This window comes from Mitsuokella apri (genome assembly GCF_047974105.1).
Lineage (GTDB): Bacteria > Bacillota > Negativicutes > Selenomonadales > Selenomonadaceae > Mitsuokella.
Window position 1 is genome coordinate 127798 of sequence record NZ_JBHYRS010000006.1, and the last position, 16501, is coordinate 144298.

Annotated in this window: 17 protein-coding genes; 8 read left to right on the forward strand and 9 right to left on the reverse strand. The window is 50.1% G+C overall.

What is annotated here, in order from left to right:
* Positions 1-34: 34 nt before the first annotated feature.
* Together ACE419_RS09100 and ACE419_RS09105 are read right to left on the reverse strand one after the other, a co-directional pair.
* Complete coding sequence (locus ACE419_RS09100) at positions 35-1063, reverse strand: zinc-ribbon domain-containing protein (protein ID WP_435721792.1); 1029 nt, start codon at positions 1061-1063, stop codon at positions 35-37.
* An 89-nt stretch (positions 1064-1152) separates the two neighbouring features.
* Positions 1153-2220 (reverse strand): hypothetical protein, encoded by a 1068-nt coding sequence (locus ACE419_RS09105; protein ID WP_435721793.1) that lies wholly within the window; start codon positions 2218-2220, stop codon positions 1153-1155.
* A 324-nt stretch (positions 2221-2544) separates the two neighbouring features.
* Here ACE419_RS09105 and ACE419_RS09110 point away from each other — a divergent pair, with 324 nt between their 5' ends.
* The gene (locus tag ACE419_RS09110) at positions 2545-3423 is read left to right on the forward strand and encodes an aldose 1-epimerase family protein (RefSeq protein WP_435721794.1); all 879 of its coding nucleotides are present in this window, start codon (positions 2545-2547) and stop codon (positions 3421-3423) included.
* A gap of 141 nt (positions 3424-3564) precedes the next feature.
* Here the strand turns inward: ACE419_RS09110 and ACE419_RS09115 are convergent, their stop codons facing one another.
* From ACE419_RS09115 to ACE419_RS09135, 5 genes are all read right to left on the reverse strand, one after another.
* Positions 3565-4686: a 5-methyltetrahydropteroyltriglutamate--homocysteine S-methyltransferase gene (locus ACE419_RS09115; RefSeq protein ID WP_435721795.1), complete on the reverse strand. Its 1122-nt coding sequence runs from the start codon at positions 4684-4686 to the stop codon at positions 3565-3567.
* 189 nt (positions 4687-4875) lie between these two features.
* Positions 4876-6792 carry an EAL domain-containing protein gene (locus ACE419_RS09120; RefSeq protein ID WP_435721796.1) on the reverse strand — a complete coding sequence of 639 codons (1917 nt, stop codon included), beginning with the start codon at positions 6790-6792 and terminating at the stop codon, positions 4876-4878.
* Positions 6793-6936: 144 nt separating this feature from the next.
* A complete protein-coding gene (locus ACE419_RS09125) occupies positions 6937-8247 on the reverse strand; it encodes a C1 family peptidase (protein ID WP_435721797.1) in 1311 nt (436 codons plus the stop codon).
* An 87-nt stretch (positions 8248-8334) separates the two neighbouring features.
* A complete protein-coding gene (locus ACE419_RS09130) occupies positions 8335-8670 on the reverse strand; it encodes a 7(1) septoil knot domain-containing protein (RefSeq protein ID WP_432647740.1) in 336 nt (111 codons plus the stop codon).
* A 340-nt stretch (positions 8671-9010) separates the two neighbouring features.
* Entirely contained in the window at positions 9011-9580 is a 570-nt protein-coding gene (locus ACE419_RS09135) for a DNA-3-methyladenine glycosylase I (RefSeq protein ID WP_435721798.1), read from the reverse strand.
* Positions 9581-9883: 303 nt separating this feature from the next.
* Between ACE419_RS09135 and ACE419_RS09140 the strand changes: the two genes are divergently transcribed.
* The 4 genes from ACE419_RS09140 to ACE419_RS09155 all read left to right on the forward strand — a co-directional run bounded on the left by ACE419_RS09140 (position 9884) and on the right by ACE419_RS09155 (position 12734).
* The gene (locus tag ACE419_RS09140) at positions 9884-10705 is read left to right on the forward strand and encodes a hypothetical protein (protein ID WP_435721799.1); all 822 of its coding nucleotides are present in this window, start codon (positions 9884-9886) and stop codon (positions 10703-10705) included.
* A 103-nt stretch (positions 10706-10808) separates the two neighbouring features.
* On the forward strand, positions 10809-11720 hold the full coding sequence (locus ACE419_RS09145; protein ID WP_435721800.1) for a CCDC90 family protein: 912 nt from the start codon (positions 10809-10811) through the stop codon (positions 11718-11720).
* A gap of 169 nt (positions 11721-11889) precedes the next feature.
* The gene (locus tag ACE419_RS09150) at positions 11890-12327 is read left to right on the forward strand and encodes a DUF1810 domain-containing protein (protein ID WP_435721801.1); all 438 of its coding nucleotides are present in this window, start codon (positions 11890-11892) and stop codon (positions 12325-12327) included.
* Positions 12324-12734, forward strand: a complete 411-nt coding sequence (locus ACE419_RS09155) for a peptide deformylase (protein WP_435721802.1) — start codon at positions 12324-12326, stop codon at positions 12732-12734. Before ACE419_RS09150 ends, ACE419_RS09155 begins: the two co-directional genes overlap by 4 nt.
* A gap of 97 nt (positions 12735-12831) precedes the next feature.
* Here the strand turns inward: ACE419_RS09155 and ACE419_RS09160 are convergent, their stop codons facing one another.
* On the reverse strand, positions 12832-13059 hold the full coding sequence (locus ACE419_RS09160) for a hypothetical protein (RefSeq protein ID WP_432647732.1): 228 nt from the start codon (positions 13057-13059) through the stop codon (positions 12832-12834).
* 33 nt (positions 13060-13092) lie between these two features.
* Positions 13093-13788 carry a DUF542 domain-containing protein gene (locus tag ACE419_RS09165; RefSeq protein WP_432647731.1) on the reverse strand — a complete coding sequence of 232 codons (696 nt, stop codon included), beginning with the start codon at positions 13786-13788 and terminating at the stop codon, positions 13093-13095.
* A 259-nt stretch (positions 13789-14047) separates the two neighbouring features.
* Here ACE419_RS09165 and ACE419_RS09170 point away from each other — a divergent pair, with 259 nt between their 5' ends.
* The 3 genes from ACE419_RS09170 to ACE419_RS09180 all read left to right on the forward strand — a co-directional run.
* A complete protein-coding gene (locus ACE419_RS09170; protein WP_435721803.1) occupies positions 14048-14590 on the forward strand; it encodes a methylated-DNA--[protein]-cysteine S-methyltransferase in 543 nt (180 codons plus the stop codon).
* 132 nt (positions 14591-14722) lie between these two features.
* A complete protein-coding gene (locus tag ACE419_RS09175) occupies positions 14723-15343 on the forward strand; it encodes an IS607 family transposase (protein ID WP_435721804.1) in 621 nt (206 codons plus the stop codon).
* Positions 15330-16501 (forward strand): RNA-guided endonuclease InsQ/TnpB family protein (locus ACE419_RS09180; protein ID WP_435721805.1); only part of this gene is annotated, 1172 nt, incomplete at its 3' end. The genes ACE419_RS09175 and ACE419_RS09180, both read left to right, overlap by 14 nt.

Sequence of the window (16501 nt, forward strand, 5' to 3'; positions counted from 1 at the left end):
TATTTTGAGCCGTAAAGGAACTATATAGTATTGCTTAGTTCACAATGCGGATAAAGATTTTTGCGGCATTATCCCACGAACCGTAATTCGGCACGACGGTGAAGACGGCTTCGCCAGGAGCATTGGCCGTGATGATTTTTTCGGTGCTGGAGCCCTTGCCGCCGGTTTTGCCGGCCGTGGTGACGCTGACGCAGTTCTTTGGCGTCACGATGCCCATCTTGTCGCGGTTGTTATCCGTCATGAGGCGCAGCACGCCGGCTTCGCCGGAATTGTCACCGGGATAGAGGTGAAGCTTCTGGCCCACGTGCATCTCGATGGAATTCTGCGAGAGGTGCAGCTGAGTCGTCTTGCCGCCGGTGTACGTCACATCGATGGTATCGCTGCTGGCTTTCGCAGTCTGTTTAGCTTTATTGGCATTTTCCTCAGGAATACGGACGCTGATGTACGCGATTTTATTCGTATCCTCGCTGACGGCAAAGCGCAGGATGCCGTTTTTGCCATCGAGGGACTGGAAGGAGTATTCATAGAGCATCTGCCCGTTGTATTCCATTTTATTGTAGGAACTGCCATATGCTTTTACCATGTCATCGTACGAATCGCCCTGATGCAGGCCGCGCTTTGTGGCGACTTTATCGTTGTCGGACACGAGGGAAGTCAGTTTGTTGTTCGTCGAACCGACTTTGAGGCCCTCATAAAAATAATACATGTGATTGTCTTCCTGCTTGGAAGACTCCTCCTGACCAAGGCGTTCGTGCATTTCGTCAAGCGTGAGGTCGAGGTCAAGACCGCCTAACGAGAGGTCCGAGGTCATTTCCGGCGTTTTGGCCGCTGTGTCAGCAGCTGCTGTCTGTTTACTCGGGGCTGACGCCGGTGCCTGCTGGCCAAAATAATTCTTACCGGCCCAGAAGCCGACAGCGCCAATGACGACAAGGCCGGCAATGGCCATGGCAATATATTTTTTCCGTGTCTTCTTTTTATCGGGTTCCAGCTTCTGACCGCATTTCATGCAGAATTTTGCATTGTCGTCCAGCTGGGTACCGCAGTTTGGACAGAACTTCGACATAAAATCCACCTCGTCGTAAAATCAGATAATTTTTTCTAATATACTAGACTTCAACATGAAGTAGAGTTTTCCTGCCTCGGCAAGGCCAGTTACTTCTTGATTTTTCGCTTGAGCTGTGCAAAGTCGCGGTAAAAGCCATTGATGGTGGCGTTTATCGTATCGTCGTGGTCGTCTGACTCGAAGTCGACAAAATCGTGGCGTCCGGCAAAGACGCGCTGAAGTCTCGCGCGGTAGGCGAGAACGTAGCTGTAATTTTTGCCGCCGCGCTTGATGGCCGTATCGCAGTCGGCCATGGCCTTGCGCGTGGAACCCCGGAAGCCCTTGGCAATCGAGCGCACGTAATAAGCCGGCCAATGGTGGCCGTCGAGCCTTAAGGCTTGATCGGCCATGGCTTCCGCGCCGTAGTGGTCGTAAAGCGACTCTTTGTAGAGCGCCCATAACGTATAATAGAAGGGATCTTTCGGGTCGGTATCGATGGCCTTCTGGAGGTCCTGTTCAAAAGAAGCCTGATTCGCCGTGCCCATGAGGTCCAACAGGGCAATACGGCCGTAAATGTCAGCCGGCACGATGCCATTGCGCTGGTCAACGAAATCTTCGAGATTGCTGCGCACGACCGAAATGCTGCTCGGATTTTTCTGCAGTCGTTTGAGTTCGGTCTCGGCTAACAGATTCGCATAGGGGTCATTGCCCGTGTCACGCATCTTCTTGTTGACGGCCTCGCGGTTCTTTTCCTTTTCCTCGGCGAGCTGACTCTGCAGGTTCTGAATCTGGTTGTTGGCATCGATGCGCTTTTGGAAGTCATTGTCGTCGACCGAGGCCTTGATGGCCGCATGGATGACAAGGGTATTGTTGACAAAATCCTGCGTGTATGTGCAGTCCTTGATCTGCATCGTCTGAATGCTGATGACTTCGACCTGATCGTCCGTGAGTTTGAGATTCTTCGTCTTTGAATACGAACGGACATAGACACCGGCTTTTTCCGCAGCATTGCGCATGGCATCTTTGCGCGCGTTTTCCTTGGCCGAGGCAATCGTATCATTTTCGCCCATTTGGTAAACGCCCGTAGCCTCGATGGTCTGTGTCTTCGCCATGGCGGCAGGTGCGGCAAAGAGCAGGCCGCAGCACAGCAGCGATAAAATCTTGGCTTTTTTTGACAAAACAGCACACTTCTTTCTGACATGCTAAATAGTTTGCTTCTATTATATAACATACAACGCCATTAGAACGCGGGTCAATGTACCGGAACTAAAAGAAAGTTTACTTACGATAATTTATTTTTATCGGAAGTAAACTTTACATACATCTCAAATCTCTCTCTAGAAACGCAGCTGAAAAAGTCCAGTACTGGACTTTTTCAGCTGCGTTTCTTTTTTATGCGAAAAATATTTTTGTCTGACGTTTTGGCAGGAATCCATACAGTTTGCCGCGAATCATAAAGCATCGTGATGTAAACTGCCTTACTCAAGGGGGATTTTACTTATATGCTTTATACAATTGAAAACGACAAGCTGTGCGTGCAGGTACGCGACCACGGCGCAGAGCTGCGTTCCATCAAGGAACGCGCGGATGAGACGGAATATCTTTGGAACGGCGATCCAACTTGGTGGAAATACAGCTCGCCGGTGCTTTTCCCGATCATCGGCAAAGTCAGGGATGGAAAATACCGCGTGGACGGCAAGGAATACGAGCTGCCGAGCCATGGCCTTGGCCGTATCTCCGACTTCAAGCTCGTCGAGAAAAAGGCGGACCGCATTGCCTTTTCGCTGCTTTGGAGCGAGGAATCACTCAAAAAATATCCGTGGAAATTTGAGCTGCTTGTCGCCTATGAGCTGCATGATAAGGCCATCAAAGTCATCTGGACCATCCGCAATCACGATGACCACGAAATGATTTACTCCATCGGTGCCCACGGCGCTTACCGCTGCCCGATTGTCCATGGCGAGAGCTTCTCCGACTGCTATCTGGAATTCAATAAAGCGGAAGACGCCCCCAATATGCCGCTCAATGAAAATGGCCAGTTCCTGCGCACCAAAGGCGACAAACCTTTAAAGGGTACGAAACTGCCCCTGAACTTTGACGAGTTCAAAAATGACGTGCTCGCTTATCACAATCTCCATTCCGACAAAGTCACGATTCGCTCGACGAAGAGTACAAAATCCCTTTCCATTATCGCCAAGGATTTCCCGTTCTGGGGCTTCTGGACGCCTGTAAAAGGCGGCGCCCCGTTCCTCTGCATCGAGCCGTGGCACGGCCATGCCGACTACGAAGATTTCGATGGCGATTTCTCCGAGCGTGAGGGCAGCGAACGCCTCGCAGCCGGTGAGGAACAGACCTTCACCTATACGATTGCCATTGGCTGATGCTGCGCATTTGCCAAATTGCTGCTAAATACAAAAAGCACTGCTGAAAAAGTCCAGTACTGGACTTTTTCAGCAGTGCTTTTTTGATGTAAGAGAGATACTTCAGCTGATTTGCCGATATAGCTGATATATTAGTAGATTTTATTTTCCCCAGACGGTTTCCGCGATATCTTTGACGAGCGCGAGTTTGGCCCACTGTTCCTCTTCGGTGAGTTTGTTGCCGATTTCACAGGAAGCAAAGCCGCACTGCGGACTCAGATAGAGTTTTTCCAGCGGCATGTATTTGGCAGCTTCATGGATGCGCGCGATGACGGCGTTTTTATCTTCAAGTTCCGGACGCTTCGTCGTGATCAGGCCGAGCACGACTTTTTTGCCCGGCGTGACTTCCTTGAGGCATTCGAAGCCGCCGGAACGCTCGTCATCGAATTCAAGATAGTAGGCGTTGACATTTTCCTTGGCGAAAACGTACGGAGCGACGCGGTCATACGGGCCGCTGGCTGCATACGTCGAATGATAATTGCCACGGCAGATATGCGTGTTGACGATGAGGTCTGCCGGCAGATCCTGCAGTGCGAGGTTGTTGACGCGCAGATAGCGGTTGGCTTCGCTCTCGACCGTCACGCCCGGTTCGATATGCGTCTGCCAGTAGCCGTCATCAACAATCATGCCCCACGTGCAGTCATCAAGCTGAATGTTGCGGCAGCCGGCAGCGTAAAGCTCGAGGAAAACGGTATGATACGCGTTCGCAAGGTCCTTGATGAGCGCTTCCTCATCTGGATAGAATCTGCGCGTCGTCTCGCCGTTGTCGCCGCGGAAGAGTTCGGCGAGTGTCTGCGCCGGAGCTGGCAGAGTCTGCTTTGCAACGGTATTTTCATCCTCGAACTGCTTGACGAACTTGAAATGCTCGACAAACGGATGCTTGTGACCGCCAATTTTGCCCGTCACAGCGCAGGAGCCATGTGTCGTTTCTTCGCCGTGGAAGTGATAGCCATGGTCGAGCTCGATGTGTTCGATGCCCTCAAGTCCCCACATGAAATCGAGGTGCCAATAGCTGCGGCGGAACTCGCCGTCCGTGATGACGTGATAGCCGGCCTTTTTCTGTTTGGCAACAAGCTCGCGGATGCAGGTATCCTCAACAGCCTTGAGCTCGTCTGCTGAGATTTTCTTTTCAGCGAACTGCTGACGTGCTTTCTTGATCTTGGCCGGACGCAGGAAACTGCCGACGTAATCGAAACGGAATGGCGTAGAAAGATGCTTGCTCATGATAATTTCCTCCTCAAAGTCTATATCCATTGCTTCACGTTTGGTGGTCCGATCGGTTGATGCTTCTACTTTACCGCAAAACGGCTGCGATGAAAAATACAAAAAAATCGTCTTTGGCGATAGATTTCTCCTATGGCTAAAGACGATGCAGCCAAACAAAAAAGTCCAGCACTGGACTTTTTGCTGGACTTATCTAGTCAATATGTTCTTTTTTGCGAGGTACTGCAGGAATTCCGCTGCAGGCATCGGCTTGGCAAAGTAATAGCCCTGCAGCGTATCGCAGCCGAGCCTGCTGAGCTCTTCTACCATCTCTTTTGTCTCGACCCCTTCGGCCGTCACATGTAGGCCGTAGGATTTGAACGCGCCGATGATGGACGGCAGCAGGCGGTTTTTCTTCTGGAAGTATTCGCGGACGAGCGTCATGTCGAGCTTGACATCCTTGAACGGCGAACGCGATACGCGGATGAGATTCGAATAGCCTGTGCCAAAATCATCGAGAGAAAATACGGCACCTTTGGCGATGAGCCGGTCCATATTGCCCTGCAGTTCATCTGGGTAAACAAGTGCCGTTTCCGTTACTTCAAACTTGAAAATATCGAAAGTCAGATGATGACGGACGGTTATGGCATTCAGACGCTCCGACATGAGATTGTCGCGGCACTGGATGGCCGACAAGTTGACATTCAGCCGCCTGAGACCAAGCTTTTTGATATCATGATGCTTGGCAAAGATGCAGACTTTTTCATATACCTGTTCACCGAGCTGCGTAATCGTGCCACTCTGTTCAGCCGTGCGGATAAATACGCTCGGCGGCACGAATCCCAGTACCGGGTCGTTCATGCGCGCGAGTACTTCTGCCCCGATCATGCGCTGTTCCCCGACGCCCCAAAGCGGCTGGAAGTAAATTTCGATACTGTCATCGCGGATGGCGCGGTCGATGGCCTGACGGACCTCCCTCTCATACTCCATCCGCCGGAAGCATTCCGTCCCCATATGTACGACTTCATTCGTCTGTTCCGCTCGCCTGAGAGAAGATGCCGTATAATCCAGCATATGCGGCAGGATGCCGGGCTCCGGCCGACCGCGATATACCGCATAATGCACATTCAGATAGATATTGACATGACTGGCATGCCACGGCAGTTTCATGCGTTCGTTGATTTCGTGGCAGACCTGACGAAAATCGAGGGGCTCTCCCGTAAGAACTAAGAACCGGCCCTCATCCATATAAGCAACATAACAGTCTGGAAATTTCTGCCGCAGAAAATCTGCAATCAGGCGCAGGCCCTTCGTGGTCTGATGGCCGCCATATAGAGTCCTGTTTTCTTCAAAATCATTGACCGCAATGGCCAGCAGCGAAAACGGACCTCCCTGATAAAGCTCCCGCAGACAGACATTGGCTGCATCCGCGTTGAAAAGATTCATCCGGCGGCTGAAGAACAAATCAGGATTCTGGAACGCAAAGAAAATGAGCAGCATCTCAAGCGTGTAAAAGGCGTTCATGACGAGATACGGACTGGAGTGCATGCGCACGATATAGCCAAGGCCAATCAAGAGGCAGGAGCCAATAAGCGATACCAATTCCAGCCTTGTCCACACAGTATGGCGAAGCGAAGCGACGATAAAGCCGGCCGTCAAAATCAGATACAGATAGCCGTTGCCGTAAATCAGCGGGTACAGAGGACCGCTTTTGTAGGCGCCGCTGCCTGCATCGAGCGAGAAAATCCAGCCTGTCCAGTAAGAAGCAAGCACAATGAGTGTGGTCAAAGCCACGGGCAGGAGTGCAAGGAGGTGCGGCAGTCGCAAGCCAGTACATCGCTCACGCACAAGGGCTTCGACAAAGGCAAAATTCAGGAAGGACCGCCATATAAAGCCAAGGAAAAAGACCGCATTGACAAGATACAGCATACCAAGGGAGAATTCCGCATGACGCATATCCATTTCGGAGGATATGACATCAAAGAGCATAGTGATGACATCCGCTGCCAAGAGACAGCGAAAAGAGAAGTTACGCCGCGTCGCCAGATAGGTCCGGCTGAACGCAAAAATACAGAGCATGGCGAGTACGATTCCCGCCGCCAACGTAAATTCGTAATGATAGGTCATTTTTCCCTCTATTCAGATGTAACAGCAACTCGGAAGAAAAAAGATCATTCATTGGTTCCCCGTCGGGCAAACGCCCGAAATTGAATCCATTATATCATAGAGGGATGCCTCTTTCGAGTGCTGTTTCTCACAGATTTCCCTTTTTTAGTAATCTTCGTCCCATGCGTTGATGAAGACTGGCTCTTTCTCGAGCATGGCCAGCTGCTCCGGGGTAAAGTGCTGTCTGTCGATGACGGCTTCATAGACGAATTCTTTGAAGTATTTTTCGGAGCAGACGAAATAGCCCTTCTCCCCGACTTCCTCGCCCCACGAATTCTCGATTTTCCAGCGGTCCGGCCTTCCGTCAGCGTCAAAGTGGACACCGGTCAGGAGCATCGCGTGGTTGGCCGAACTGCTGTTGTATTCGAGACGTTTGCCCTTGGGCATGGCCGTCGAAAAGCCGCCAAGCAGTGCCTCATATTTGACGCTGTCAGGGTCCCAGACACCTTCCTTGCGCGCGCCGAACGCACCGGCATCACAGGCAAACCAGATGGCCTGACCGGCCTTTAATTGCTTGACACAGAGCTCTTCGAGGGCTTCCTGCGCAAGATTCAGGGCCTTCATATCGCGGCCCGTCATATTCTCAACGGCATGAAACTGAATCGGCGTATCAAGCGGCTTATCCGCCGTCGGCTCGTTGATGACAGCCGTATAGTCACGCAGGGAAATGCCGACGTATTTTTCATAGAATGCTTTTGGCGTCAGGCCGCGTTCCTCATGATAGTTCCCATCTTTATCGCGGTAGGCAAAGTCAAATTCCTGTACCGGTTGGCCAAAGGCGATGCACTGAGCCTTGTAGACTTCGGCCATCATCTCGTGCTTGCGCGCATACGGGTCCTTCCCTGCCTTGACGAGTTCCCGCAGCTCCATGGCATCTTTGCGCAGAAGCTGATTGATTGCTGCAACAAAACGTGCTGTGTGCTCCGACTGATACGTCTCGGGCTGAACCTGTTTCGGCACGACGCCGTATTTTTCGATGATGTCCACGGCTTCCGACCAGTAGCCGCCATCCGTCATGCCGCGCAGGACATACTGCATAAGCTGTCCTTTGATTGGCTCTTCTGCGTGTTCAATGACCATTTCGAGGAAGTTATTGGCCTTTTCAAGCTTGTCATAGAACGACAGATAGTTCTGCGACAGCTCAAAATGCTCAAGATTACACTGCTCCGCAACCTTTTCGCGCAGGATATTGAGAGCCGCAAACAGCCAGCAGCGGCCCGACTTCTGCTGTGCCGTGATGCCGCGCGTCTTTACCTCAACCGAAAAAGCGCCCTTGAGCTTTGCCGCGGCCTCCGGCACATAGGCAAGATCCGCCATATCGGCTTTGGAGAGAGCCGCATGCAGAGTCTGCGCTGCTTCGTCGGCCGCATAATCCTGCTGAAACTGCTGTAATACATTTTCTGTGATATCCTTCATAAAAATCGCCTCGTAAGCTTGTGTGAGTTAAAAAACATTTTCCTGCACATCGCGGGATACTGCAGGGACTTCTCTAGGAGTTTTCCTTCAGTCTACACCGGGCCAGTGTTCGACAAATTGGATCTTGATGTCCGGAAAACTGTTGACATATTGAATCGTGAAATCTTCGCCGTAATCGACGAACTGCCACTCGCCGATGTCATCGGGGAAATGCTCGACGACCTTGACGCGCAGATCCGGAAAACTGTTGACGACCTGCACCTTGATATCCGCATTGTATTCGACGACTTTGACTTTGCCGGCAAGACGGATGCCGTTGTAATAACCATCCTGACTGATTGGGGAAGATGCAGACGCCGGTATGGCCATGACGAAAATCAGCAGCATTGTGAGCATGCCAATGAGATTGATTTTCTTCCACATAAAACACTTCTCCCCTTTCTAAAAAAGTATAATCTTTATGACTTTTGGATGAGATTTTATCGTTTGTCGATTTCTTACAGAATAGTTCGCTATTTCCTATAAATTTTCCTCTTTCCAGCGAAAAAACACTGGTTTTCATTCATAAAAGTATAATCTTAAATGAACATATTCATAAAATGATTTTGTAATATTTATGAATAAAATATCGTAAAAAAATCAGGCATTCAATAAGGTGTACCTTTTTGAATGCCTTCGCTTGATTTTCTTTGAAGTTTTGCTGATGCACTTTAGTCAAGTATGTTTTAGTAAAATATGTTTGACTAAAACAATCAGCAAAAATTTACGATTCCTTCCTATTATATAGAAAGCATTCCGGCAAATGCGCGTTGATGAGTCCGGCAGCCTGCAGATATGACTGGATCGTCGTGGAGCCGACAAATTTCATACCGCGCTTTTTGAGATCCTTCGAAAGGGCATCCGAAATCGATGAAGTCGTGCTGACATGGTCGTAGATGACTTTGCCATCGGTCCACTGCCAAAGATATTTTGAGAAGCTGCCGTACTCCTCGGCAATCTTTCGGAACACGCGGGCATTGCCAATCGCGGCTTCAATCTTGCGGCGATGGCGGATAATGGCAGGATTTGCTGCCAGCTGGTCGACATCTTCCTCGGTAAAATCACAGACCTTGTCCAAGTCGAATCCTGCAAAGGCCTGACGAAAGCCCTCTCGTTTATTTAAGACGCATTCCCACGAAAGCCCTGCCTGAAAGCATTCCAATAAAAGCAGCTCAAAGAGCTTCTTGTCATCGTGAACAGGCACGCCCCATTCCTCATCGTGATAGCGCACATAGCGCTCATTTTTCGGGTTGGCCCAGAAGCAGCGCTCTTTTCCATCCTGCCATACGGTCATATCGCACTCCGCCTTTCTTTTTCTATCATTATATCATTGTACCATTCGGCGGCTTTCGCTGCATACGAAATTTTCGCAGACCGCACAGTTCAGCCGCTTAGCTGCTGGACATTTTGTCTGAAAACTGCTATAATAACATTTGTGATAGATGCATGGCATTCACCATGCGCTTCCAAAACTTTATATAGAGAATGCGGACATGCTTCCGCCTGTTTAATTAGATGAATCGATGAGCAGGCTCGAAGTATGTCTTTTTGTTTGCTCAAAATGCCAAATCATCATCTATATAAGGAGGCTTTCCGCATGGGAAATGACTACACAACCTGTTATAAGATCAAAGGGAATTCCGAGGGGATGCGCCGGCTCGTACGCATCGTCCACCGCATCCTGCGCTGGCGCGGCTCTTACGAGCAGTACTGGCGCCATCCGTGGGACCCGGAGAGAATTTATGGCCCCAGCTGCCGCGAGTCGCAGATTCAGCTCATCTGCCTCGCGATGCTGCATGACATCGACGAGCAGGACCTGCAGGAGTTGCCGGACGGACAGAGCCTGCTGACATTTTGGACGGAAACGCACAACGGCCCCATCGTCTGGCCGTGGTACGAGCTCACCGAGCGTTACGTGCCGGACGCGGAAATCTGGTATTACACCGAAGACATCTGGGGCAGCGATGTTTACACCAACGACATCTGCAAAAGATACTTCCCCCATGATTATGTTCTCTGTCTCCAAGGAGACAAACAATCGCATACGCCTGAGCTCGACCGCCTGCGCAGTGAAATTGCAAAGCCGCAGTTTTACCGCGAATGGCCGGCCGAGCGTCAGGATTACATCTCCTACTGGACGACAAGGGAACTTGCAGAGCTGCTGCGAAGGGTCCTCAGGCTTTCGCCAAAAGCCTATGTCGATGTGCCCAAAATCATGGAGCACAAGGCAAAGGAATGGCAAAAGCAGGGACTTTCCCTTCTCTGGGAACCCATCAGGCGCCTACGGCAGCAGGAAAGTCCCTGTGATGACTGCCTGCAGCGTTCCTCGCTTTGGGAAGAAAACTTCCGGCTTGAAGAGCAGCGCAGCGCTCTTGAACGGCTGCTTGAGGAGCTGCAGCAGGCTGGCCGGCAGGATTAAAGTATTCCGAAGGCACAAAGCCTCATCCCTCATCCTTATCCTTTGAGGCTTTGCACCTTTGCTAAAAATCTATACAGGTTGTCTATTTTAAGGAGGAATCTTCATGAACCGCATCTATCACATCACCTTCAAAATGGAAGGGCCAAAGGCTGAAGTCCTGCGCTTGACGCGCCTCTTGCACCGCATCACGGCTTGGCGCGGCGAGCTTTTTGACTGGCTTCGCCGTCATCCTGACGTGTCAGGAAAAAGCCGTGGGCCGCTCTCAGAAATCGCCACAACACTTCAGTCCAACGTCACAAACCGCAGTGTCGAGGCCCTGTCGGATGGCTGGCAGGTCCTGACGCTGGAAGTCCTTCAGGAATATCCGGAGGCCTTCGCCAATACGTACTTTTGGGAGCTGCTCCAGCAGCGCTTCCTGCCGGATGGCACGTGTTACTACCGCGTCACCGATATCGAACACCGCCGCATCTGCACAAACGATGTGTACGGCAAATACTTCCCCGAAACCTACATGCTCTGTGTCCTGCATGATGCAGGCTGGAAAAACGACGAACTCGACTCCATACGCAGGGAACTCCTGCAGGACAAGTACCGCTGCTGCGGCCGAAAAGGCCAGACAATGTATCTTTCCTACTGGGATGTCAATTCCCTGCGCTGGGTCCTGTGCGAAATTCTCGGCCTGCGGCGCCGTGTCCCGATTGATGAACGCCGCGTCCTCTGGCAAAAAGCCTGGGAATGGGCCACGGACTTCGGTTTCACGCTCATCTGGGGCATCGTCGAACGGCGGGCCCCAGAGAAACTGCTTCCCTGCCGCCACTGCCGCAAAATCCGCGACCTGCAGGCCGAGAACGAGCAGCTGCGTGGCGAAATTGCCGTGCTGCGCCAGCGCGTCCGGAATGAAATCCACAAACTCCAGCGCAAGGCCGAAGAAAGCCTAAATCCGTCCCCGAAGCTCATCTGCGAGCTCGAGAAAGGTCAGCAGGCACTTCGCAGACTGGATGACTTTTCGGCCTGACAAGACGCAGGGGCATGCCGCTAACTTGGCAGCATGTCCCTGTTATTTTTTTACCTACCAATAAAACGTTCCCCGCGATATAATGAATTTATAGCGCATTTATTTGCGTGACGACAGTTTATTGATTGATTTTTTTACGATTAACAGTCAGCATAGAGAGGAATCCATCATGATATATGATTTAACACGCTTTTTAAAAGCACAGGAAAATGATTACGATACTGCTCTTGCGGAAATTAGAGCCGGCCATAAGCGTTCGCATTGGATTTGGTACATTTTCCCACAAGTCAAAGGACTTGGTATGAGTGCAATGTCCGATTTCTACGGGCTTGATGGTATTGGCGAAGCGAAAGCTTATCTTGATAATGATATTTTGAGGAAACGACTGCTGGAAATCAGCAAAGCGCTTTTGTCTTTGCAGGCAAATGACGCGACAGAAGTCATGGGATACCCAGACGACATGAAACTTCATTCATCGATGACAATCTTCCACCTTGCCGCGCCCGATGAGCCTGTGTTCCGAGCTGTGCTTGATAAATTCTTTGCAGGAAAGTTAGACAAAAATACCTTGGCACTTTGTCAGGAAAACACGGAGGGAAATTTATGATTCGAGAAATCATGCGGGATACATTTTTCCTGCAACAAAAATCCATACCAGCCACGCCGCTCGACAAGCCGATTGCCATGGACCTTCTTGACACGCTCAAGTCCCATGCCGATGAATGCGTCGGCATGGCCGCGAATATGATTGGCGTGGTAAAATGTATCATCGCGGTCAATCTGGGACCGGTAAACATGGTCATGTTCAATCCCAAAATCACGAAACAAAAAGGTCCTTATAAAACGGCAGAAGGCTGTCTTTCGCTCACCGGCCAGCGCAACACACAGCGCTACAAAAAAATCGAAGTCGAATTCCAAGATATGGATTTCCAAAAACAAAAATTGACTTTCAATGGCTTTCCAGCGCAGATTATCCAGCACGAAATCGACCATCTTCAGGGCATCCTGATTTGATCGTTTTGGATGCGGCAAAAAAGGCAGAAGACTCACGGACCGTGAGTACTTCTGCCTTTTTGTGGGAAGGGTGGTTTGCTTTTATCTATCTATGTCATCAGCCGTTATTCGGATTCCAGCTGCTCATACCCATGGGCTCAATCGGATGGGCCTGGCTCAAGGGCGCGCCGCAGTTTGGGCAGCCCTTGCCCTCGCCGCAGGTATCACAGTAGAGCGTGCCGCAGTTGCTGCATTCATAGAGGAGCTCGTCCTGCTGAGCCGTCTCCTCTGCGCCGCAGTAGGCACACGAGTTCTGTTCGTTCTGCTGATTTTTTACTTCTGCCATGATATGGTCACGTCCTTTCAAGTTCTCTTACTTTTATTCCTGCTCTGCATATTCCGGGAAGGCGATGGAGTTTTCTTTGAAGATGTGGATGAAGATATCATCGAACAGGCTCTCCATGACCTGATACGTGCGCTGGAAGGTCGGGCAGGCGTCAGCCGGCGGCGTAAAGTTGTCCGTGAGCTGATAGATTTCCTTGATAATATCGCCGGCCCCCGTGTGCTCATCTTCGAGAGATTTGACATAATCGAGCGTCACCTTGTCCGGATGCGGATTCTGGCGCATCAGCGGGAAGACCAGGCGCTCTTCTTTGGCGAAGTGCTCTTCCAGCTCGGCCTTGAGCCCTGCATAGAGGTGATGCAGCTTCGTGAGCATCTCGCCGTGGTGCGGGTAATGGACGATGAGGATTTTATTGAGCAGCTCTTCCGTCTCGGCCATGAGCTGACGGTCCGTGACATGGTGCGTCGCTTCGAGGTCGTCGAGCATGTCGTTGACGGAAAGTTCCTTGAAGGAGTCAATATCTTCGTGAACATCGGCATGCGCCGTCGGACGGGCTGCGACTTCATTGAGCTCTTTGAGGAACTTGTCGACGTCCATGCCCTTTTCCTTGATGGCAATCGCGATAGCGTCGTGGCCGCCGCAGCAGTAGTCGAGGTGCAGATTATTAAGGAAACCAATCGTGTTCGGATGATCCTTTACCACCTGTGCCAGAGTCATATCTTTCGTAATCATATCGTATCGCTCCTTTTTCTATGCGCTTTGTTTCGTGTTTGTATTTTGCGTTTGTTTTTGTTTACAGTCATAGTATACGAAAAATACGATACGATTTCCGTGATTATAGCAACAGGTTCGTGATTCATGAAAAAGTCCAGTACTGGACTTTTTCGCGGAGCACAGCAAAATCATGCTGGGCAGGCAAAATTGGATTTCCAAAAATGAAAAGAATATATCTGCTGATTATGATATCCTGTAAGCAAAGGAGAAATGCTGCATGATTTACACTTCAACATACGCTTCACCGCTTGGCGAAATCACGATTGCCTGTGATGATACGGCGATTATCGGACTTTGGTTTGCCGGGCAAAAGTATTTTGCCGACATCCTGCCGCATACAAAAGATTCGATTGAGCAAAAGGACACTGCGCTGCTGCAGGAGGCCAGACGATGGCTCGATATTTATTGTTCCGGCCATGAGCCTGATTTTATGCCGCCGCTGCGCTGTGACTCCACCCCATTTCGTCAGGAAGTCTGCAATATCATGCGGACCATTCCGTACGGCAGTACGATGACATATGGAGAAATCGCGGCGCGGATTGCCAAAGAAAAAGGCCTTGCCAAAATGTCCGCGCAGGCTGTCGGCGGTGCCGTCGGGCATAATCCGATTACTCTGATGATTCCCTGTCACCGCGTCGTCGGGACAAATGGCAGTCTCACGGGCTATGCCGGCGGCCTTGCCCGCAAGCAGGCACTTCTCAAAATGGAAGGCGTAGATCTCAATTCATTCTTTGTGCCGAAAAAGGGCACGGCGTTATAATAGGTAGAAAAGATGAATGACGTGTATTTTCAATATGGAGAAATTGAATGATTAGTGAAAAAATAGAATAAAATAGATATTAATGCTATAATGTTCATAGCAGGATAAGCTGACAGATAGAAGGTGAATATTATGGCAGTATACAAACCAAAGGAAATGGCGGAAAAATTAGGTGTAACCGTCCGAACCCTTCAGGAGTGGGACCGCAGGCAAAAACTTCCTGCTTATCGAACCCCGACAGGCAGACGTTATTACACCGAAGAGCAGTATCTCGATTATATTGGTGAATCCGTTGTGAGTCATCGTAAAACGGTGGCTTACGCCCGTGTTTCTACACGCAGCCAAAAAGATGATTTGAAGAATCAAATCCATTTTATCCAAGCCTACGCCAATGGCAAAGGTGTTATCCTGGATGAGATTATTGAGGATTTTGGCAGCGGGCTGAACTACAAGCGCAAGAAATGGCTTGACCTATTAGAAGCCGTAGACCGCAACGAAGTTGGTACGATTTACGTGACGTATAAGGACCGTTTTATTCGATTTGGCTACGAATATTTTGAGCATTTTTGCCAAAATCACCAGACGCAGCTCATTGCTCTGAATGACAAAGAGAGTTCACCGACACAGGAGCTCGTGGATGATCTTGTTTCCATCATTCATGTTTTCTCTTGTCGATTGTATGGCCTTAGAAAGTATTCGACAAAGATCAAAGAAGATGAATCTTTGAAGGGTGAGAAAGATGAAAGCCATTAAGACGCAGATTGTCGAGCTCAGGCTCACAAGCGAAATGCGTGCGTATTTTGACAGTCTCTGCGACTATCGCCGGTACATCTGGAATCAGGCACTTGCCATTTGGCAGATGATGTATGACATTCGCAGCATCATGCTTCCCTCTGAGCTAAAGCAGAAGCTTCGGCAAAGCCATCAGGATAAAAGCATTGCCTTGACATCCGAAGAAAAGGAATTGCTTCGTGCCTATCCAGCACCATGCTGGCAGTCGGTCAAGAAAGAGCTGCTGGAAGATAAGGCCGATTGGGAAACGTACCGTTCGGCCCGTATTGTCGCCCTGACCTGTATGGATCTTGGCAAAGCATGGCAGAATTTCTTCGACAAGGCTCAGTCCGACTGGGGAAAACCGGCATTCAAGTCGAAAAAGGCGCCCCGTCAGGGATTCAAGAGTGACCGCATCAAGATTGTCGATGGCAAAATCCGTTTTGACAAGCCAAGGATGCTTCATCATTATTTGAAAGAAAATCATCTCGGCTGGTGGCAGGATGTCGTCGCTTCTGAAAAACTCAGGATGACGGAAGTGCAGACCTGTTCTTTCTTTAAGGAAAAAGGCAAATATTATGCCGCCTTGACTTATCAGGAAGAGATAGAGCCGCTGCCTAAAACGGGAAAAGTCAACGCCGTCGATGTCAATGTCGCGCATTTTGACAGTCTGGAAGGCAGGGAAATCATCCTACCCGACCGACTAAAACGCCAATATGAGAAGATTGCCCATTATAGCCGTGTACTGGCGAAAAAAAGAGTCGTGAATGGCATGGTGAAAGGGACGCAAAGCAAGCGCTACGAGAAAGCGAGAACCAAGCTTCAGCGTGCGTATACTAAAGTCCGCAACATCCAGCACGATATCTTGTCAAAATACACGACGCATCTCGTCAAAGCCTATGACGAAATTGCCATTGAGAACTTGAATGTCAAGGGCATGAAAATGGGCATTGCCTCAAAAGGCGTCCATCGGTCTCTGTTCGGCGAATTCAAACGGCAGATGCAGTACAAAGCAACATGGTATGACAGAAAACTGGTTCTTGCAGACCAGTCATATCCCTCTACGCAGCGCTGTGCGGCCTGCGGTCATGTAAAGACTGGCGAGGAAAGGATTACGCTGCATGGCAATCAGAAACACGG